21 protein-coding genes are annotated in these 19,627 nt (G+C 67.2%); 7 read left to right on the forward strand and 14 right to left on the reverse strand.

Annotation, left to right across the window (positions count from 1 at the left end):
* The first annotated feature begins 96 nt into the window (after positions 1-96).
* Positions 97-1,059: a hypothetical protein gene (locus tag ASE96_RS17885; RefSeq protein WP_056433620.1), complete on the forward strand. Its 963-nt coding sequence runs from the start codon at positions 97-99 to the stop codon at positions 1,057-1,059.
* Positions 1,060-1,189: 130 nt separating this feature from the next.
* Here ASE96_RS17885 and ccsB read toward each other — a convergent pair whose 3' ends face one another.
* The 5 genes from ccsB to ASE96_RS17910 all read right to left on the reverse strand — a co-directional run bounded on the left by ccsB (position 1,190) and on the right by ASE96_RS17910 (position 6,278).
* Positions 1,190-2,299, reverse strand: coding sequence for a c-type cytochrome biogenesis protein CcsB (ccsB, locus tag ASE96_RS17890; RefSeq protein ID WP_056433623.1), 1,110 nt, complete (start codon positions 2,297-2,299; stop codon positions 1,190-1,192).
* Complete coding sequence (resB, locus tag ASE96_RS17895; protein ID WP_156367666.1) at positions 2,299-4,005, reverse strand: cytochrome c biogenesis protein ResB; 1,707 nt, start codon at positions 4,003-4,005, stop codon at positions 2,299-2,301. Before resB ends, ccsB begins: the two co-directional genes overlap by 1 nt.
* Positions 4,006-4,220: 215 nt before the next feature.
* Positions 4,221-4,976, reverse strand: a complete 756-nt coding sequence (locus ASE96_RS17900; protein ID WP_056433626.1) for a cytochrome c biogenesis CcdA family protein — start codon at positions 4,974-4,976, stop codon at positions 4,221-4,223.
* Positions 4,977-4,989: 13 nt separating this feature from the next.
* The gene (locus ASE96_RS17905; protein ID WP_056433629.1) at positions 4,990-5,610 is read right to left on the reverse strand and encodes a TlpA family protein disulfide reductase; all 621 of its coding nucleotides are present in this window, start codon (positions 5,608-5,610) and stop codon (positions 4,990-4,992) included.
* Positions 5,611-5,612: 2 nt separating this feature from the next.
* The gene (locus ASE96_RS17910; RefSeq protein WP_056433630.1) at positions 5,613-6,278 is read right to left on the reverse strand and encodes a histidine phosphatase family protein; all 666 of its coding nucleotides are present in this window, start codon (positions 6,276-6,278) and stop codon (positions 5,613-5,615) included.
* A 206-nt stretch (positions 6,279-6,484) separates the two neighbouring features.
* Between ASE96_RS17910 and ASE96_RS17915 the strand changes: the two genes are divergently transcribed.
* From ASE96_RS17915 to ASE96_RS17925, 3 genes are all read left to right on the forward strand, one after another.
* Positions 6,485-7,033: a YceI family protein gene (locus ASE96_RS17915; RefSeq protein WP_056433633.1), complete on the forward strand. Its 549-nt coding sequence runs from the start codon at positions 6,485-6,487 to the stop codon at positions 7,031-7,033.
* Positions 7,034-7,271: 238 nt separating this feature from the next.
* The gene (locus ASE96_RS19660) at positions 7,272-7,976 is read left to right on the forward strand and encodes a hypothetical protein (protein ID WP_235500334.1); all 705 of its coding nucleotides are present in this window, start codon (positions 7,272-7,274) and stop codon (positions 7,974-7,976) included.
* Between the two features lie 212 nt (positions 7,977-8,188).
* Entirely contained in the window at positions 8,189-9,004 is an 816-nt protein-coding gene (locus ASE96_RS17925) for a hypothetical protein (protein ID WP_056433638.1), read from the forward strand.
* 105 nt (positions 9,005-9,109) lie between these two features.
* On the opposite strand, the gene ASE96_RS17930 is transcribed toward ASE96_RS17925, so the two are convergent.
* Both ASE96_RS17930 and ASE96_RS17935 read right to left on the reverse strand, forming a co-directional pair.
* The gene (locus ASE96_RS17930) at positions 9,110-9,805 is read right to left on the reverse strand and encodes a redox-sensing transcriptional repressor Rex (protein ID WP_056433856.1); all 696 of its coding nucleotides are present in this window, start codon (positions 9,803-9,805) and stop codon (positions 9,110-9,112) included.
* Between the two features lie 90 nt (positions 9,806-9,895).
* Positions 9,896-10,156: a glutaredoxin family protein gene (locus ASE96_RS17935; protein WP_056433640.1), complete on the reverse strand. Its 261-nt coding sequence runs from the start codon at positions 10,154-10,156 to the stop codon at positions 9,896-9,898.
* Between the two features lie 121 nt (positions 10,157-10,277).
* On the opposite strand from ASE96_RS17935, the gene ASE96_RS17940 reads away from it, so the two are divergent.
* Positions 10,278-11,096: an HAD family hydrolase gene (locus ASE96_RS17940; RefSeq protein WP_056433643.1), complete on the forward strand. Its 819-nt coding sequence runs from the start codon at positions 10,278-10,280 to the stop codon at positions 11,094-11,096.
* A 228-nt stretch (positions 11,097-11,324) separates the two neighbouring features.
* Here the strand turns inward: ASE96_RS17940 and ASE96_RS19000 are convergent, their stop codons facing one another.
* The 4 genes from ASE96_RS19000 to ASE96_RS17955 form a co-directional block, all read right to left on the reverse strand.
* Positions 11,325-11,423, reverse strand: coding sequence for a 30S ribosomal protein bS22 (locus tag ASE96_RS19000; protein WP_003792170.1), 99 nt, complete (start codon positions 11,421-11,423; stop codon positions 11,325-11,327).
* Between the two features lie 201 nt (positions 11,424-11,624).
* The gene (locus tag ASE96_RS17945; RefSeq protein ID WP_024365616.1) at positions 11,625-11,837 is read right to left on the reverse strand and encodes a helix-turn-helix domain-containing protein; all 213 of its coding nucleotides are present in this window, start codon (positions 11,835-11,837) and stop codon (positions 11,625-11,627) included.
* A gap of 189 nt (positions 11,838-12,026) precedes the next feature.
* A complete protein-coding gene (locus ASE96_RS17950) occupies positions 12,027-13,139 on the reverse strand; it encodes a 3-deoxy-7-phosphoheptulonate synthase (RefSeq protein WP_056433646.1) in 1,113 nt (370 codons plus the stop codon).
* A gap of 261 nt (positions 13,140-13,400) precedes the next feature.
* Positions 13,401-14,090 (reverse strand): FadR/GntR family transcriptional regulator, encoded by a 690-nt coding sequence (locus ASE96_RS17955; RefSeq protein ID WP_056433648.1) that lies wholly within the window; start codon positions 14,088-14,090, stop codon positions 13,401-13,403.
* Positions 14,091-14,226: 136 nt separating this feature from the next.
* Here ASE96_RS17955 and ASE96_RS17960 point away from each other — a divergent pair, with 136 nt between their 5' ends.
* A complete protein-coding gene (locus ASE96_RS17960; protein ID WP_056433651.1) occupies positions 14,227-15,555 on the forward strand; it encodes an alpha-hydroxy acid oxidase in 1,329 nt (442 codons plus the stop codon).
* Positions 15,556-15,590: 35 nt separating this feature from the next.
* On the opposite strand, the gene gdhA is transcribed toward ASE96_RS17960, so the two are convergent.
* Together gdhA and ASE96_RS17970 are read right to left on the reverse strand one after the other, a co-directional pair.
* The gene (gene gdhA / locus ASE96_RS17965) at positions 15,591-16,928 is read right to left on the reverse strand and encodes an NADP-specific glutamate dehydrogenase (RefSeq protein WP_056433654.1); all 1,338 of its coding nucleotides are present in this window, start codon (positions 16,926-16,928) and stop codon (positions 15,591-15,593) included.
* A 150-nt stretch (positions 16,929-17,078) separates the two neighbouring features.
* Positions 17,079-17,657 (reverse strand): ArsR/SmtB family transcription factor, encoded by a 579-nt coding sequence (locus ASE96_RS17970; protein ID WP_056433657.1) that lies wholly within the window; start codon positions 17,655-17,657, stop codon positions 17,079-17,081.
* A 162-nt stretch (positions 17,658-17,819) separates the two neighbouring features.
* Here ASE96_RS17970 and ASE96_RS17975 point away from each other — a divergent pair, with 162 nt between their 5' ends.
* Complete coding sequence (locus tag ASE96_RS17975; protein WP_056433660.1) at positions 17,820-18,326, forward strand: hypothetical protein; 507 nt, start codon at positions 17,820-17,822, stop codon at positions 18,324-18,326.
* Positions 18,327-18,345: 19 nt separating this feature from the next.
* Here the strand turns inward: ASE96_RS17975 and ASE96_RS17980 are convergent, their stop codons facing one another.
* On the reverse strand, positions 18,346-19,569 hold the full coding sequence (locus ASE96_RS17980; RefSeq protein ID WP_056433664.1) for an acetoin utilization protein AcuC: 1,224 nt from the start codon (positions 19,567-19,569) through the stop codon (positions 18,346-18,348).
* Between the last annotated feature and the right edge of the window lie 58 nt (positions 19,570-19,627).

A 19,627-nucleotide genomic window follows, 5' to 3' on the forward strand; every position in this document is an offset into this window, starting at 1 on the left:
ATTCGTTATCCTTTTCGCGGCCGCTCACAGGACCCTCTCCTCCTCCACACTGTGGATAACCTCCGAGACACTTCCTGACGGTCGCAGGATGCCCGTATGCACCTGCCCAGCGAGCTTCCCCCGCAGCTTCGCAACCACCCCTTCACCGTGGCCGAGGCCCGCGCCGCCGGGCTGAGCCGACGTCGAACCCGGGCCCGGGATCTCGTCAACCCCTGCCACGGTGTGCGCGTCCCGGCAACCACCCAGAGTGGCCTGATGGAACGGTTGCGCGCCCTGACTGCTGTGACCGGCACTGTAGTGAGTTACCTGTCTGCGGCGGCGCTGTGGGGCTTCCCCCTGCCGGCTTCACTGGCGGACCTGGCTGTCGTGCACCTGACGAGTGATCCGGGCAGACGGGCCGTGCGCTACAAGGATGTCGTGGGCCATCAGCAGTCACTCGAACCGGGCGAGATCGTGGCCGGGGTCTGGGTGAGCTGCACGTCCCCACTGCGGACGTGGTTCGACCTCGCCGGCACACTGAGCCTCGATGATCTGGTGATGGCCGGCGACTTTCTGCTGCGCCGGAGGAACCCGCTGACCACGGTCGATGCCCTGGACACGTTGCTCGCCGGGAAACGGGGCAAGCCGGGCTACCGGCGTGCCATGCGTGCCCGGGCACTGATGCGCGCCCACACGGACTCACCCAAAGAGACCGAACTCCGGCTGCTCCTGACTCGCCATGGTCTGCCGGAGCCCGGGATCAACGTCCCGATTTTCGACGAGACCGGTTGCTGGATCCAGGACCCGGATCTCTCCTACGAGCGGGAGAAGGTCGCGATCCAGTACGACGGCGCGCATCACGCCGATCCGGCGCAGCGCCGCAGCGACATCTTTCGAGATGAAAACGCCAGGGATGGCGGATGGCGCGTTGTCGTCTTGACGCAGACGGACCTGGACCCGCTGGCACCCGGCATGACGCCGACTGCCGTGACCCGGGTGCGGGCGGCGCTACAGGAGCGCGGCTGGACCTCCGAGCCGGCCCGGAGTCCCAAGCGCACCGCCCCCGCTCCACCCAGCTGACACGAATGGCCGCTATCCGGGGTGGGATAGCGGCCACTTGTGGCGAACGGCAGCATCGCGGAGCCCAGGGAGCCCCGTGGAGTTCCGTAGCGGCCGTTCGTGGCAGCTCGCGGAGCCATGGAGCGGCCGGTTACAGCCCCGAGTAGGAGTGCAGGCCGTTGAAGAACTGGTTCACGATGGTGAAGTTGAAGACCACGCAGAGGTACCCCACGATCGACAGCCAGGCGGCACGGGTTCCGGTCCAGCCGCGAGTGGCGCGGGCGTGCAGGTAGCCGGCGTAGACCACCCAGATCACGAACGTCCAGACTTCCTTGGTGTCCCAGCCCCAGAAGCGGCCCCAGGCCTTCTCGGCCCAGATGGCGCCGAACATTAGCGTGAAGGTCCAGCCGACGAAGGCGATGGCATTGATCCGGTAGGAGAGGTTCTCGAGGCTCAGCGCGGACGGGACCAGGCGCATGAAGCCCAGCTTGTCGGCGCCGCCGGCAGCGATGGTCTTCTGCCGGTGCGACTGGACCAGCTGCAGCGCGGACATCGCGAACGTCAAGGTGAACAGCGCGGAGGACAGCACCGCGATAGAAACGTGGATGATCAGCCAGTAGCTCTGCAGCGCGGGCACGAGGTGGCCCACCGGCGTCCAGTACGCCACAGAGGCGGCCACGAGCATGATGATCGCCAGGCCCACCACGAAGGTGCCCAGGAAGCGCAGGTCGCGCCGGACCAGGACCAGCAGGAAGACGGCCACGGCCACGAACGCACCGGTGGTCAGGAACTCGTACATGTTCCCCCACGGCACCCGGCCCGAGCCGATGGCCCGGGTGATGACGCCGGCCGCGTGGATGGCGGCACCCAGCACGGTTAGGGCGACGGCGACCCGTGCGGGGGCGCGGCGCTCGGCGGAGTAGCGCATGGTGCCGTCGGCGGTCTGGCCAACCCCGGCGGCGTTCCCGGCAGCGGCACCCGCCACGGACGACGTCGGGCGTTCAGCCCGGCCAACGGGCCCTGCCACGTCCCCGTCGGCCCGGTTAACAGCACCGGAGGACTCCCCGACGCCGGCAGCGACCGGAACGCGGGCGGCGTCGGCACCTGACAGCTCGGCGGCCTTCAGGTCCACCGCGCGCAGCGTCTTGCTGCTCTTGGCGAGGTCCCATGCGAAGGCGATGAAAGCCACCGTGTAGGTGCCCGCCGCGAGGAGCATGAACAACTCGCTGTACTGGCCCATGGTTTCGTTGATGGGGAGCATTACTGATCCTTCTTTGACTCGGAAGAGCCTGCTGTTGACTGGATGAAGTCTGCTGCGGGGTGGTCCGCTGAGTCCTGCTCGGTATCAGCACCCGTACCGGTACCGGGATTGGAGGTGTCCGCCCGGTCATTATCCGCGCTCCCGCTGGGAGCCGACTGGGAGCCTTGGTCCTCGAGATCCCAGGCGCCGGCGAGCAGCCTGCGGATCGCGGCAGCCTCCCCGGCCAGCCGGTGGTCCTCGCCGCGGGCGAGGAGCCCGTACTCCACCATGGTGCGGCCATCGTCGTGGGTACCCGTCCGGACCCAGACACGGCGGCGGTTCACGTACAGGGAAGTGACCAGGCCGGCCACCGCCAGGAGCGCGAAGATCAGGGCATACAGCTGGCCCGGATTGTGGTGGATATCGACGCCGACGTAGCGCTTCACGCCGTCGAAGCTGATGGAGCCCTTGCCGTCCGGCAGGGTGTAGCTGGCGCCCGGTGCGAGGGTGATGCCGCCGGCGTCGAGGTTGCGGGCGTTGAGCGGTGTGAGCTTCTTGACGTCGAGTTCGAAGACGTTCTGCGGGGCGCCGTCGTCCAGGCCGAGGTCGCCGTAGTACGAGTTCAGGGTCAGCTGCGGGTTGAACAGTTCCGGATCGCCGCTGAAGGACACGCCTTCATCCGTGACAAACGCGGTGGGCAGGAAGAAGCCGGCGAAGGCGAGTTGCTCCGGCTTGGCGTCCGGGACCTTGATGACGGCGGAGGAATAGTAGTTATCGCCCTGCAGCTTGGCCACCACCGGACCCTGCATGGCGACGTTGCCAGCGCCGTCGCGGATGGTGACCACCGGGGCGTAACCGTTGCCCGTGAGGTACATGCTGGTGCCGCCGAGGGTGAGAGGGTCGTTGACCTTCAGCACGTCTTTCTTGGCGGGCGCATCCGGCGATTCCTTTGTGGTCACGTCGGCCTTGAAGTCGATCGGCTGGCCGACCTTGCCCTCGGATTCCCGGTCAAAAGTGATCTGGAACTTGTCCAGCTGGACCGAGTACGGCTGCAGCTGGCTGCTCTGGAAGTTGGTGCCCGGAGTGAACTGGTCATAGCCGACGAGGGTGTTCACGAACGTGTCGCCCTCGACGAGGATCCGCTGCCCGCTGTACCCGAACAGCCCGCCGATTGCGACGGACACCAGCACGCCGATCAGCGAGGTGTGGAAGACCAGGTTGCCGACTTCGCGCAGGAAACCGCGTTCCGCGCCCACCGATGGCCGGGCGCCGTCGCGATCGCGGACGTCGACGCGGTAGCCGCGCTTCTTCAGGAGTGCGGCCGCGTCCTCAATAGCCTCCGACGCCGGGATCCCGGCTTTGGCGGGGATCACGAGCGTGCCGTATTCGGGCAGCCGGGACAGCCGCGCAGGCGTCCGCGGGGGCTGGGACCGCATTGCCTTGTAGTGCGCGATGGCGCGCGGGACCACGCAGCCGATCAGCGAGATAAAGAGCAGGATGTAGATCGCAGAGAACCACGCCGAGGAGTACACATCGTAGAGCTGGAGCGAGTCGAGGATCTTGCCGTAATCCGGGTTGTCCTTGATGTATTGCGTGACGATCGACGGGTTGGCGGGCCGCTGCGGAAAGAGCGAGCCGGGGACCGCAGCGACGGCCAGCATGAGCAGCAGGAACAGCGCGGTGCGCATGCTGGTCAGCTGGGTCCAGGCCCAGCGGAGCATGCCCATTGGGCCAAGCGTGGGCAGGACAGCCTCAGCCTTTGCGGCCGCGACTGGACTGCTGCCGGATTTCACACCGGCTCCGCCGGACGTGCCGCCGGGCTTGGTGACGCCGGACGTGACGTCCGGCTTCGTGCCGTCGGGCTGGGGGCCGTCAGGCTGGGGGCCGGCGCGCTTCGTGCCGTCGGCTGGGAGATTCTTCTCTTCGTTCACTCGCTCGCTCATCAGATCGGCAATTTCACATCGGTTTGGAACCAGTACTGCAACTCGGAAACCCAGGTCCCCCACAAGCCGGTGGCCATCAGCAGGCCCAGCCCCACCAGGATTCCGCCGCCAATGCGCTGGATGGCGAGCCGGTGCTTGCGGAAGAAGGACATCACGCCGATGCCGCGGCGCACGGCCAGGGCAATCAGCAGGAAGGGGATGCCCAGGCCCAGGCTGTACACAAACGCCAGGAAGGCCCCCTTGGTCGCCGACGATCCGCCGGAGAGGCTCAGCAGCTGGACCGCGGAATAGGTCGGGCCGATGCAGGGCGCCCAGCCCAGGCCGAAGGTGATGCCCAGCAGCGGCGCACCCCACAGCCCCGCCGGCGGCTTGGACTGGATCTTGGCGTCGCGCTGGAGCCAGCCGAAGCCGCCCATGAACACGACGCCCATGACGATCACGAGCAGGCCCAGGACCTGCGTGATCCAGGCGTTCTGCGAGCCGGTGATCAGGGTCCCCAGCTGCCCGAACGCCCCACCCAGCAAGACAAAGATCACGGAGAAGCCCAGGACAAACAGCCCGATGCCGGCCAGCATGCGGCCGCGCTTCTGCTTCTGGAGGTCGACGCCGGTCAGTCCCGTGACGTAGCCCAGGTACCCCGGCACGAGGGGCAGCACGCAGGGCGACAGGAAGGAGACGAACCCGGCGAGCAGCGCCACCGGGATGGCAAGCACTAGCGATCCGCTCAGGATGGCTTCGGCGAAGGGGCTGTTCACGGTGGCCGGCCCGCTACTCGGCCACGGCAGCGGCGATAAGTGACTTCAAGGTGCCCTTTTGGATCTCGCCGAGAACGCGGGACGCCACCCGGCCCTGCTTGTCCAGGACGAGCGTGGTAGGCACCGCTCCCGGGGGGACCAGGCCTGATACGGCCAGCAGCACGGCGCCGTCCTTGTCGTTGAAGCTCGGGTAGGTCAGGTTGAAGGTTTTGTCGAACGCTTCCGCCGTGGCCTTTTCGTCGCGAAGGTTGACGCCGAAGAACTGCACGCCCTGGCTCTTGAAATCCTGGTGCAGGGCCTCCAGTGTGGGCGCCTCCACCCGGCAGGGTGCGCAGGCCGCGAACCAGAAGTTGAGCACCGTCACCTGGCCCTGGAAGGCCTCAGCAGTCACAGCAGTGCCGTCAAAGAGCGTGCCTTGGATGGCGATGGGGCTCTTGCGGTCTGCGACGGCGAATTCCGTCACCGAGCCGTCGCCGGCCACATAGTTCTTGTTGTCTCCGGCCTTGGCCTGCTGGGCCAGCGCGTCCTCCTGGGCGCAACCGGAGAGGCCCAGTACGGCGGCGAGGGCCGCACCGCCCGCCGTCAGGACGCTGCGGCGGGACACGGGTGACGCGCTGGCGTTGTTTCCGGTCATGCTCAGGCTCCGGGGGTGCTGGACGCACCGGGGAGAAGGGCGGCAGCAGGCTCGCTGTACTCGACGCGCAGGAGGTTCCCGGCGTCGTCGAACACCAGGGACGTGACCGAAGTGAGCGTGCATTCGCGCTTGCGCGGATCATGCCACAGGGGCTTGCCCTCGGCACTGAGCCGGGTGGCCCAAATGGGTAGCTGGTGGCTGACGAGGATGGCTTCAGCACCCTCGCCTCCGAGTTCGATGGCCCGCAGGCGGGCGTCCTGCACCGCGGCCATAACGCGGGCGGCCTGGTCCTTGTAGGCCTCGCCCCAGGAGGGCCGGAACGGATTGCGCAACATGGGCCAGTGCTTCGGCTTGAGGATCTCCGCCTTGTCGACGTGGAGCCCTTCGAAGTAGTTAGCTGCCTCGATGATCCGGGCCTCGGTGGCGATCTGGAGGTTGAGCGTTTCGGAGATGGGCTGCGCCGTCTCCTGCGCGCGCGTCAGCGGCGAGGCAGCGAGGTGGACGATATTCGCTCCCTGTGCGGTCCGCTCCCTGAAGTGCTCGGCAAGCGTCCGGGCCATCTCCCTGCCAAGCTCGGACAGGTGGAATTCCGGCAGCCTGCCGTACAGGACGCCATCGGGATTGTAGACCTCGCCGTGGCGGAGCAAATGAACAGTGGCTTGGGGCATGTGTACCAGTTTCTCAAAGATGTCGGGCGATTCGAAATCTTCTACATGAAGTAGAACTGAGGCGTTTTGAAAAATGTTCCCCGCAGTTGGAATAAAAGATGCAAATGCATGTTTATACTGGGTGAAGCAGTTAGTTGAGACTTCAACAAATGATGCTTCAACTAACGACCAGACCAAGCGCAGCACCCGACTCAAGGAGAAACACCATGGCACTTCCCGCAAACGTCACCACCGGCACCTGGACCCTCGACAACTCGCACAGCGAGATTGCCTTCACCGTCCGCCACGCGGGCATCAGCAAGGTCCGTGGCCAGTTCAAGGACGCAGAGGCCACCCTGGACCTCGCCGAAAACGTGGCCGACTCAAAGGTCAACGCCACCATCAAGACCGCGAGCTTCGACTCCGGCGACGTCAACCGCGACGGCCACGTCCGCGGCGAGGACTTCTTCGACGTCGAGCAGTTCCCGGAAATCTCTTTCGTCTCCAACACCATCGTCCCCAAGGGTGACGCCTACGAACTCCAGGGCGAGCTCACCATCAAGGGTGTTACCCGCCCGGTGGCCCTCGAGACCGAGTTCAACGGCGTTGCAGTCGACCCGTTCGGCATGACCCGCGCCGGCCTGTCCGCCGAGACCACGATCAGCCGCAAGGACTTCGGCCTGACCTGGAACGCAGTCCTCGAAGCCGGCGGCGTGCTGGTCAGCGACAAGGTTGCCGTCAACCTGGAACTGGCCTTCATCGCCCCCGCGGCCTAGTCCGCACCACATGGCTGGCCGGTCCCCGCGACCGGGCCACCCTGGGGCTTTCAGCCTCCGGCACCCCGTTTCGTCCTTGCGACGGAGCGGGGTGCCGCGTTTATCCCGGACTGCGGCCGCCGAGGCCGAGGGCCGTTTGAGCAGTGCGCGGCGGCCCGTTTCTGATCCGCTCCGACATGCTCCGCAACACACCCAGATTCCCTAGATACCGCCAGATTCGCGGTCTACAGTGAGACCCATGAGCAACCCCAATGAGGTACCCCCGCCGCAGCCGCCGGGTGCCCGGCCCCCGCAGCCGGGCACCGTCCCGCCCGCTGGCGCCGAGCCGCCTCGGGTCACGCCGGCTCCGCCGGAGGGCAACCAGCCGCCGCAGCAGGGTTACCAGGCTCCGGGCTACCAGCCGCGGGATTACCAGCCGCCACTTGGGGATCAAGCGCCGGGCCGCCCGGCTGGGGGCTTCCGCTTTGAACTGCCGACGGACCGGCCGCGGAACTTCAACGACGCCATGCCGCGCGAAGGTTTCTCCGGCATGTTTACGGTGACGTGGCTGCCGACTGAGCTCAAGGTCGCCTATTGGATCTGGCTCATCGGCGGACTGCTGGGCTTGCTCGGCGGCGTCATCGGCCTCTTCGGGTCCTTCGTGCTCCTGGCAGTGGCTCCTGGTCTAGGGTTCGTGGTGCTCCTCCTGGTGCTCCTGGCACTCGCCCTCGCCGCGGCGCAGGTGATCCTTGCCATGAAAATGAAGGAAGGGCACGAATGGGCCCGCTTCGCCCTCACGATGGTCGCCGGCATCTCCTTGCTGTTGGCCATCCTCAACGCGAGTGCGGCCGACGGCCGGGGCGGCGGCAGCTGGCCGGGCTTCGTCATCAGCCTCGTGGCGACCGTGCTGATGTGGCTGCCCAACTCGCAGGCATGGTTCGCCTCGCTGCGAGGGCGCAGTTGAACCATCCCTGATTACCGTCCGAGCCCTGCCGCGGCGGCCTCCCCCTGCCCGTGGACGCACCCCGCGGCGCCCGCCTGACGCGCGGTGAGAATACCTCTCCGGAATGATCCGCCCTGACGCCGGTGCGCGGTACGGTGGACGTAACCATGCTGGGGGCAGGGCAGGAAGCTGTTTCCGGTATCCGAACCAGTCCGCCATGCAAAGGAACGCCCATGAGCATCCCGCCAGTCCCGCCGTCGAACCCGGACGCCCCCGAGCCCGGCGACCAGCAGGCCCCCCGCTACGGCCAGAACCAGCCGCAGCCCGGTCAGCAGCCGCCGTCCGCCCCGCAGTACGGACAGACGCCGCCCTCGGCACCGCAGTATGGTCAGGCGCCGTCCGCGCCACCGTATGGTCAGTCCGCGCCGCAGTACGGTCAGAACGCACCGCAGATTCCCCAGTACGGCCAGAACCAGCCGCAGTACAACCAGCCGCAGCCCGGTCAGCAAGGGTATGGACAGCAAGGGTATGGACAGCCCGAGTACGGCAAGTCCCCCTATGCCCAGTACCCCTCCCAGCAGCCGCAGGCCACGTCCGGCATGCCCCAGCTGGTCAACACGGCCTTTTGGCTCATCGTCGCGTCCGGCGTGGTATGGATCCTCTCCCTGCTGATGGCCCTCGGCACCCTGGACTCCCCCGATATGCGGAACATGTTCGAAGAGCAGATGTCCGCAAGCGGCGCGGACGTCAGCTTTGAGGACATCCGGGGCGTCCTCGTTGGCAGCATCCTCGTGTTCGCCTTGATCAGTGCGGGGCTCTACGCCCTGGTCGCCCTGAACGTGCGCAAAGGCAAGAACTGGGCACGGATCCTCGGCACAGTCTTCGCGGCCTTGTCGATCTTCAGCATTTTCCCGCTGAGCCTCGGCACGCTGGCCGTTCTCCTCGGGATCGCCGGCATTGTGCTGTTGTACCTGCCGGCAGCGTCGCCGTACTTCAGTAAGCAGCAGCCGTTTGCCAACCCGTACGGGCAGCCGGGCGGCCCGTACTAGGCACCAGCACTAACAAGCACCAGCACTAAGCAGGGAAACCCGGCCGCCGTATCCGGCGGCCAGGTACCAGCGCTGAGGGCGCGGGAGCCGGACGGCTGACTGAAACTAGTCAGCATCCTCCGGGTCCTGCGCCCTTTGTGCGTGGTAGGCAAGGATCTGGAGTTCGGTGGCCATATCCACCTTGCGCAGGTTCACGCCGGGCGGCACCTGCAACATCACCGGCGCAAAGCTGAGAATACTGCGCACACCGGCGGCAATCACACGATCGCAGACGTCCTGGGCCACGGCGGCCGGCAGGGCCAGGACCACCATGTTGGCGCCGGTCCGTTGCAGCACCGGCTCCAGATCCGCGGCGTCACTGACACGCAGCCAGCCCACCTCGCTGCCCACCACCAACTGGTCGGCATCGAAAATCGCAACGATATCGAACCCGCGGGACTCGAACCCGCCATACCGGGCCAGGGCCTTGCCGAGGTTGCCGGCACCGACGATCGCGACCTTCCAGTCGTGCGTCAGGCCGAGCGCCGCGGCGATGTGCCGGTTGAGGTACTGCACTTCGTAGCCGACGCCGCGGGTCCCGTAGGAGCCGACATAGGAAAGGTCCTTGCGGAGTGTGGAGGAGCTGACGCCTGAGGCCTCGGCCAGGGATTCGGAGGACACCCTGTCCACGCCCTCCGAAAGCAGGGTGGTGAGGGCACGCAGATAGATGGTCAGCCGGGCCACGGCTGCGGGCGGAATCTGCTTGGAGGCAGTCCCTGCTCCCCCGGGCAGCGCCTCAGGGGATGAATCGAGCGAAGTCACTATCTGCTCCATTGAGTCGCGTTGTGACTTCCACTCTAGAGCCCCCGCGGTTCAGCGAACAAAGCAGTCTGTCGGACCGCTCCCGGCGCGTCAGGCCTGCCGGTCCAGCACCCGCCGCAGTGTCCGCTCCAGCCGGACTTCATCGATCTTCCAGAAGTCCCGCTGGACACCGTCCACCAGCACCACCGGGATCTCCTCCGCAAAGCGCTCCCGCAGTTCGGCGTCGTCATCCACCGGCTGTTCCCGCCAACCGATTCCCAGGCTCTTTGTCACGCGGTCGACGGCTGCCCGCGCCGCCGAGCACAGGTGGCAGTCGGCTTTGGTGATGAGGACGACGTCGGGGTTCGGCATGGCTCCACGGTAGCCCGGCGGCCCGTCCCGCGTCGACGCGACCCGACACATCCGGCACATCCGGCACCACCGCCGCGGCAGGGCGGCGGGAACGGGCCCCGGCGTTGACTAGACTCGTGGCATGCCCGAAGAGAAGTACGCCGCTGTGGTCACTGAGCCTGTTGCAGCACCGCAGCACGGCGAAGCCGCGTTCTTCGACGTCGACAACACCCTGATGCGCGGCGCCAGCCTGTTCCATGTGGCCCGCAAGATGCACCAGCGCGGGGCGTTCACCATTCCCCAGGCGGCCGGCTTTGCCTGGAAGCAGCTGATGTTCGTGCTGCGCGGGGAAAACATGGATGACGTCCACGCGGTCCGCGACACCGCCCTGGGCTTGGCCTCCGGATTCACCGTTGAAGACATTGAGGCGCTCGGCGAAGAAGTCTACGACGAAATGATTGAATCCCGGATCTGGCCGGGGGCCAAGGCCCTCGCCGAACAGCACCTCCGGGTGGGCCGCAAAGTCTGGCTCGTGACGGCGACACCGATCGAGGTGGCCACGGTGATCTCCACCCGGCTGGGCCTCACGGGCGCACTCGGCACGGTGGGCGAAATCCTGGACGGCTCCTACACCGGCCGGCTGGTCGGCGAGATCCTGCACGGCCCGGCCAAGGCGGTGGCCGTCAGCGCGATGGCCGAGACCGAGGGCCTGGACCTGGCCCGCTGCTGGGCCTACAGCGATTCCCACAATGACATTCCGCTGCTGAGCATGGTGGGGCACCCCGTGGCCATCAACCCCGATTCCCGGCTCCGCCGCCATGCCCGCGAGCATAACTGGCCGGTCTACGACTTCCGCTCCGGACGGCGCGCGGCCACCCTGGGGCTCAAGGCCGCCACTGTTGGAGGAGCCATCTACGGCCTCTGGCGGGGGTTCTCCCGCTTCCGCGGGCCCACCGTCTGACCCGCACCGCCGACCGACCCGCCCGTTTCCGCTACGCTTCCTGCCTCACGCTGCACTTTCGGACGGACGCTGCGTGGACCCGCGTAGCGTCAGTCCGAACCCGCGTCGCCCGTCCGAACCCGGAGCGCCCGTCCGAATCCGCGGCGCATCTCCGAACCACGGGTGGGACGCCAAAGAAAATGCCCGCTGCCATAACGGCAACGGGCATTCACATGGTGTGAAGTATCTCTACTTCTTATTGCGACGCTGGTGGCGCGTCTTGCGAAGCAGCTTGCGGTGCTTCTTCTTGGCCATACGCTTGCGACGCTTCTTAATAACTGAACCCACGAAAGTTCCTTACCGGCTAGATGCAGTACCTGCCTGTTGGAAAGGGTCCGCGGTCTAAGCAGCAGACTGTACAACTGACAGGTTCTTACAATGACGTAAAACGTTCCTTAACAGGGTACCGCCTATCGGGGGCACACCACGACCGCTGACGCCTCATGGTCTCCTGCAGGCCCTATTCCGGCCGCAGAAGACGCGGAAGGGTCAAGCTGTTTCCGTGTGCCCGTCGACAACAGCACCTTTGAGGTACTGCTCGACGGCGGTTTCCGGCACCCGGTAGGAGCGCCCGAAACGGACTGCCGGCATCTCGCCGGAATGAACAAGCCGGTACACGGTCATTTTGGACACGCGCATCACATCCGCGACTTCGGCCACGGTCAAGAAGCGTGCGTTGGAGAAGTTAGCCTCCGAAGACATTTCCTTATTCCTTTACTCAAGCGAACGACAGCCCCATCTGAGTGACATGGCGGTGTGCCGATGCTGAGTCATCAAACAACCATGTACTAGATACTGTAGGGGCTGATGGTGCCCATGTGAAAGACTTGCGCCGCAATCCCAGGTGCCGGAAACGGAAATTCCGCGGCTCCGCCCTGCCGGCCCGACTTCCTAGGCCCGCGTCCGGCGGATGCGCGCGGACGCCGCAAGCTGCGTCAGTACCGAGGCCGTGACGTCCCAGTCCATGCAGGCGTCTGTCACGCTCTGGCCGTAGACCAGCGCGTCCGCTCCGGCGGCGTGCTCGTCGACGTCGAGGTTCTGGGCACCGCCCACGAGGAAGCTCTCCAGCATGACGCCGGCAATGGCCCCGGCTGAGGCACCTCCGTGCTCCAGCTGTGAGCCGATTTCGAGGGCGACTTCCGCCTGCCGGTGGTGGTTCTTGCCGCTGTTGGCGTGGCTCGCGTCAACAATGAGGCGCGGGTTGAGCTGCTTGGCCGCGAGCTTGGCGGTGGTGGCCTCGACATCGGCGGCGGAGTAGTTTGGCCCCTTTCGCCCGCCGCGGAGGATGATGTGGGTGTCCGGGTTCCCTGCGGTGGAGACCAGAGCCGCCCGGCCGTCGCCGTCGATGCCGAGGAACGCCTGCGCCGCCCCGGCGGCGCTGCACGCGTCGAGCGCGACCTGCAGGTCGCCGTCGGTCCCGTTCTTGAAGCCGATCGGCATGGACAGCCCGGACGCCAGCTGGCGGTGGATCTGGCTTTCGGTGGTGCGGGCGCCGATCGCGCCCCAGGAGACCAGGTCCGCCATGTACTGCGGGCTGATGGGTTCCAGGAACTCGGTCCCCGCCGGCAGGCCGAGCGCTGTGACCTGCTGCAGGAAGCGGCGCGCGGCGCGCAGCCCGGCGGCGATGTCGTGGCTGCCGTCGAGCCGGGGATCGTTGATGAGGCCCTTCCAGCCCACGGTGGTGCGGGGCTTCTCGAAGTATGCCCGCATCACGATCAGCAGGTCTTCCTTGTGCTGCTCGGCCTGGCTAACCAGCCGGCGGGCGTACTCCAGGCCGGCTTTCGGATCGTGGATGGAGCAGGGCCCCACAATGACGAGCAGGCGGTCATCGACCCCGTCCATGATGGCGCGCACCTCGTCCCGGCCCCGGGCGACGACGTCGGCCAGGCGGGTGTCCAGCGGCAGTTCCGCGACGACGTCCTGCGGGGTCGGCAGCGGGGTGAACTCGCTGACACGCAGGTTCGAGGTGGACTGCTGGGATTCGGGGGCTGCTTCGATGCTCATGTGCGGGGGTCCTGTTCCGGGGGTGCGGAGCGGGCCCAGATCAGAGCCCGCCGGGAAATGGCGAAGGGCAGAGAATGATCTCTGCCCTGTTGGCTCTGAAGGAAGGTTGGATGCGTGTCAGCTAGACGCGGGCCCCTCCAGAGCCAACGAAAAATACGCATACCAACGGTTAGTCATGACTCGACCATAGCCCGGCGATTGTCTCCTCGGCAAAGTCCGGCCCGTAACATAGTGGCCCTGGCCGAAAGATCAGCTGTGGGGTCACGCCCCGGGGCCCAGCCCGGCTTCCGCGTAGTAGCCCTCGATATGGTCCGCCACCAGCTGCGCCGCGCGGCCGCCGTCGTGACTGGTGATGGCCGCCAGGATCCCCCGGTGTTCCGCGCGGAGCCTGGTGGCAGTGGCATCCCAGTCAGGGAGGTTTCCGGTGAGGCGTCCGGCATAATCCTGGATGGCTTCGCGCAGGGAACCCATCATCGCGCTGACCACGGCATTGCCCGCGGCATCCGCGAGGGCCAGATGGAAGCGGACATCCAGGCCAAGGAATTCCTCCGTCCCGGCGCAGCCGTCCATCTGCTCCAGCAGCCGGGCCGCCTCGGCGAGGGCGGGCGACTCCGGCCGCGCCCGGGAGGCGGCCCAAGACTCCAGCAGCACGCGCGTCTCCACGACGTCCCGGACGGGCAGGTGCGAGGTGGCGACGTGCAGCCGGAGCGCCGAGCCCAGGGCCGCGGTGGGATCGGCGATGACGACGGTCCCCGCATCCGGGCCCGAACCCACCCCGGCGCGGAGCACACCCATAGCCTCCAGGACGCGGATGGCTTCCCGGACGGATGTGCGGGAGACCTGGAGCTGCTCGGCGAGCGAGCGCTCGGCCGGGAGCCGCCCGCCCACAGCCAGTTGGCCGCTGGAAAGCTGGCCCTCGATCCACTGCAGGACAAGCTGGTGGGTACGCATGCGCTCATACTACTTGATGTGGTTGGACCACACGCCTAGACTGTGGTTGGACCACACTCCCCCGACGGCTGAGCTTAGCTCCTTGGTCCGGCGGGGTCCCGACATCCAGGAACACCAGACCTGCCCGGAGGCAGCAATGACGCAGACGATCGAACCCGGCATCCCCGAGGCGCCCACGACACCCGCAGACACCGGCACGGGCAGCCCCTTAGCCGCACCCGCCCCGGGGAGCATCCCGGCAGCCCTCAAGCGCCGTGTCCCCAAGTATTCGGACCTCGCCCCGCTGATGCAGTTCAAGAAGCCCGAGTTCAGCCGCGCCGCCAGGCTGCGGCGCGCCAGCACCATCTGGGACCTCAGGGACATGGCCAAACGGCGCACCCCACAGGCCCCGTTCGACTACACCGACGGTGCCGCCGAAGGTGAAATCACGCTCCGCCGTGCCCGCGAGGCCTTCCTGGACATCGAGTTCCGCCCCGGTATCCTGCGCGACGTCTCCCGCGTGGACCTCGGGACGCAGATCCTTGGCAAGCCGTCCCGGTTGCCGGTCGGCATCGCACCCACCGGCTTCACCCGGATGATGCAGTCCGAGGGCGAGTACGCCGGGTCCCAGGCCGCCGCCGCCGCCGGCATCCCCTACACCCTCTCCACCATGGGCACGGCCTCCATCGAGGACGTGGCCGCCGCAGCACCCGGCGGCCGGAACTGGTTCCAGCTCTACCTGTGGACGGACCGCGACCGTTCGTTGGAACTGATCGAGCGCGCCGCCAGGGCCGGCAACGACACCCTGATGGTCACCGTGGACACCGCCGTCGCCGGGGCCAGGCTGCGCGACGTCCGGAACGGCATGACCATCCCGCCGGCACTGACCGTCAAGACCGTGCTGGACGCGTCCTACCGGCCGGCGTGGTGGTTCAACTTCCTCACCCACGAGCCGCTGACCTTCGCGTCACTGTCGCGCTACACCGGAACGGTCGCGGACCTGATCAACTCGATGTTCGACCCCACCCTGACGTTCGACGACCTCGACTGGCTGCGCGAAACGTGGAAGGGCAAGCTCGTGGTCAAGGGCATCCAGACCGTCGAGGACGCCCGCAGGGTGGTAGACCACGGCGCCGACGGCGTTGTGGTGTCCAACCATGGCGGCCGCCAGCTGGACCGGGCGCCGATCCCGTTCCACCTGCTTCCGGACGTCTCGGCGGCGCTCAAGGCGGACAACAGCGACGCGGCGGTCATTCTGGACACGGGCATCATGAGCGGCGCCGACATCATCGCCGCACTGGCCCTGGGCGCCGACTTCACACTGATCGGCCGCGCCTACCTCTACGGGTTGATGGCCGGCGGACGGGCCGGCGTGGACCGGGCCATCGAGATCCTGGAAAAGGACATGCTCCGCACCATGGCCCTGCTGGGCGTCAGCCGAATCTCGGAGCTGACCCCCGACCACGTGCGGATCCTCAAGAAGTAGCCCGCAGTTCCGCGAGTGGGGCGGCGCGGGAGGTCCTAGATGAGGCCTTGGGCGAGCATCGCGTCGGCCACCTTCACGAAGCCGCCGATGTTCGCGCCCAGCACGTAGTTCCCCGGGTCCCCGTACTCGTCCGCGGTGGCCGCGCAGCGGTCATGGATTCCGACCATGATCTCGGTGAGCCGCTCTTCTGTGTGCGCGAAGGACCAGGAATCGCGGCTGGCGTTCTGCTGCATTTCCAGCGCGGAGGTTGCCACGCCTCCCGCGTTCGCGGCCTTGCCCGGGCCGAACAGGATGCCGGCCTCCTGGAACACCGCGACGGCGTCACGGGTCGAGGGCATGTTGGCGCCCTCCCCCACCGCGAGCAGCCCGTTGCGGACCAGCCGCGCGGCCGCGTCGCCGTCGAGCTCGTTCTGAGTGGCGCACGGCAGGGCCACAGTCGCGTCGAGGTCCCAGACGGAGCCGCCGTCCACGTAGGTGACGGCGGAACGCCGGGCTGCGTACTCCTTGAGCCGGCCGCGCTCCACCTCCTTGATCTGGCGCAGCAGCGCGACGTCGATCCCGGCCTCATCCACGATGTAACCGGAGGAATCGGAGCAGGCGACCACGCTGGCGCCGAGCGTCTGCGCCTTGGCGATCGCGTTGATGGCGACGTTGCCGGACCCGGAAACCACCACGCGCTGGCCGTCCAGGGAAAGGCCCCGGGTCTTGAGCATTTCCTCGGCAAAGATCACGGTGCCGTAGCCGGTGGCTTCGGGCCGGACCAGGGAGCCGCCCCAGGAGATGCCCTTGCCGGTAAGGACACCGGATTCGTAGCGGTTGGTGATCCGCTTGTACTGCCCAAAGAGGTAGCCGATTTCGCGGCCGCCGACGCCGATATCCCCCGCCGGGACGTCCGTGTACTCGCCGATGTGGCGGTACAGCTCGGTCATGAAGGACTGGCAGAAGCGCATGATCTCGGCGTCGGAGCGACCACGGGGGTCGAAATCGGAACCGCCCTTGCCGCCGCCGATCGGCATCCCGGTGAGGGCATTCTTGAAGATCTGTTCGAAGCCGAGGAACTTCACGATGCCAAGGTTCACCGTGGGGTGGAACCGCAGTCCGCCCTTGAAGGGACCAAGCGCCGAGTTGAACTCCACCCGGAAACCGCGGTTGATCTGGAAGCGGCCCGCGTCGTCCACCCACGGGACGCGGAAGATGATCTGCCGTTCGGGCTCGCAGAGCCGCTCCAGGACGGCGCCCTCCAGGAATTCGGGGTGCCGGTCATGGACCGGGCCGAGGCTTTCGAAGACCTCGGTGACGGCCTGGTGGAACTCCCCTTCGCCGGGATTCCGTGCCAGCACCGTGTCCCGGATGGCTTCAAGCCGTGCGTCCATTGCAACTCCCTAAACTTCAGCGCCCCTCATCGGGCGCACCAAAACAAGCCTTTCCATGGTTGCACCGGGCCGGAAGGGATATCCATTCGGGCACCGCTAATCGCCCCGTGTGACAGGAATGCCGGTGACGCGGGTCACAAACGGGCAGGGTTACTTCTTGCGGCCGAACTTCGGCAGGTTGGCCAGGAGGTCGGCGGCTTTGGTGGCCGCCCGGCCGACGGTCCGGCCGATCTGCTGCGGCATTTTATCCTCGCCGGCCGTCCCCACGGGGAGAACGACGGCGGGACTCAGCGGGCTGCCGGCGGCCCGTCCGGCGAGCGCGGCGGCAGGCTGCGGAGCCGGAGCGGCGGTGGCGGCGGCGGCCAAGGTGTCCGGGACGGGTTGCAGCCGGTGGTCGGGCATCCGCGCCGGCGACGGCGCAGATGACGTTTCCTGTGCCGGTGGCTGTGCTGGTGCCGAGGCGGCGCTGGCGACGTCGAACGTCTCCAGCCAGTTGGCGATCCCGGCCAGCGGCTTGGGATTGAGTGTGTAGTAGCGTTTCTGGCCCTGGGCGCGCATGCTCACCAGGTCCGCTTCGCGGAGTACCTTCAGATGTTTGGAAATGGTGGGCTGGCTGGCCTCGAGCTCCTGGACCAGCTCCCCCACTGCTTTGTCCCCCTTGCGAAGGGATACCAGAATGTCACGCCGGGTTGCCTCAGCAATGACGGCAAATACGTCGTCTGTCACCATGCCCTCCACACTAGCGACATATACGCCGGATGGCATCCACTAATTGCGGCCCTCACTGCATGCGCCGGGCATTGCCCCGTGCCCGGCGCGGTGCTAGAACGGGACCCACCGCCTGCCCGGCGGGTGGGGCCGCAGCCTGAGGACGCAGAGGAGTGCACGACCATGGGCGACATCTTCCGGAAACAGCTGTTCAACATCATCGCTGCCGTGTTCCTGGCCCTCTTCGTGATCGTCTGGGGCAACGTGCTGATCCAGGTCTGGGTGTTCATCCCGGAGATTCCGGGCACGCCGCCCAAGCTGAACGGGGCCGTCGTTTGTGCGGCCGGGGCGCTGTCCACGTCGCTGAGCTCACTGACCGCCTCCGCGCTCGGCTTCACCATGGCCGAGGTGCGCCGGGAGGAACAGGCCGGCGGGGGGTCCGCCGGACAGGCCAGCGAAGGCATCTTCGACGCCGGCGGGATCACCACAAAGCTGTCCGGCCGGGTCATCACGGCGTTGATGGTCTATCTGGTGATCGGGATGCTGGTGCTCGGCGTGTGGCTCGTGAAGGGCACCGCCTCCACCGATCTGATCGGGGCATTCTCGCTGTCGCTGCTGGGCTGGATCATTGGCGCGGCGGGGGTCGTGTTCCAGACCGAGAAGCCTAGCCCCCAGCCGTCCGCTGGTTAGCCGCAACTGCCGGTCCCCGCTAGTCGAACCAGGGATCCAGCCCGTAGAGCGGAAAGACTTCCTTGCGGGTGGCCATGACCGTCCGGTCCACGGCGTCGTTCGGATCGAAACCGACTTCCCACGAGCGCCACCAGAGGTCGACGTCGTCGCCCATCATCTCCGGTGCGGCCACACCGTATTTGGCCCCGTACTTCTCCTTCACGTAACTGCGCCAATCCTCCGGCACAGGCGTGCGCAACGGCACGGGGCGCCCGGCCGCGATGGCGATCAGGTGGCTCCAGGCCCGCGGCACCACGGTGACCACGTTGTACCCCCCGCCGCCTGTGGAGATCCAGCGGTTGTCGCAATAGCGGTCCGCGAGGTTGCCGATGGCGGTGGCGGCCTCCCGCTGGCCGTCGACGCTGATGTTCAGGTGCGTGAGCGGGTCCAGCCGGTGGGAGTCGCAGCCGTGCTGGCTGACGATGACCTCCGGTTCGAACGCCCCGACGAGCTGCGGCACTACCGCGTGGAATGCCCGGAGCCAGCCGCCGTCACCGGTCCCGGCCGGCAGTGCCACGTTCACGGCGCTGCCTTGGGCGCTGGGCCCGCCGATCTCGTTGGCGTAACCGGTTCCCGGGAACAGGGTGAGCCCCGTTTCGTGCAGGGAAATCGTCAGTACCCGCGGATCGTCCCAGAAGATGCTCTGGGTTCCGTCGCCGTGATGGGCGTCGATGTCGATATACGCAACGCGCTGCACACCGCCGTCGAGCAGCCGCTGGATGGCCAGGGCCGCGTCGTTGTAAATGCAGAAACCGCTGGCGCGTTCGCGGGCCGCATGGTGCATGCCCCCGCCGAAGTTCACCGCTCGGACGGCGGTGCCGTCCAGAAGGGCGGCGGCTGCCAGGAGGGAGCCGCCCGCCAGCCGGGCACTCGCCTCGTGCATACCGGCAAAGGCCGGGTCGTCCTCAGTACCGAGTCCGCGGTCCAGGTCCGGGGTCCCGGGATCCGCGCTCACGCGCCGCACCGCGGCGACGAAGTCCGGGCTGTGGACCGTGCACAGCTCCGCGTCGCTGGCGACATCCGGGGCCGCCACCGTGACGTGGTCCAGGTCCAGCAGGCCAAGGCTCCCGGCCAGCCGGGCGGTGAGTTCCATCCGCTCCGGGGCCATCGGGTGGCCGTGGCCGAAATTGTAGGCGGTCATGGCTGGATCCCACACCACCGTCGTTGGCAGTGCGGTCTGTGCGAGCCCCGGCAGGTATGTCATCAATCACAGGCTACCCGAGCGTGGGAGCCCCCTCCCCGGTCATTGCGCGGGGTTTAGT

It is taken from the genome of Arthrobacter sp. Leaf69, assembly GCF_001422645.1.
GTDB lineage: Bacteria > Actinomycetota > Actinomycetes > Actinomycetales > Micrococcaceae > Arthrobacter.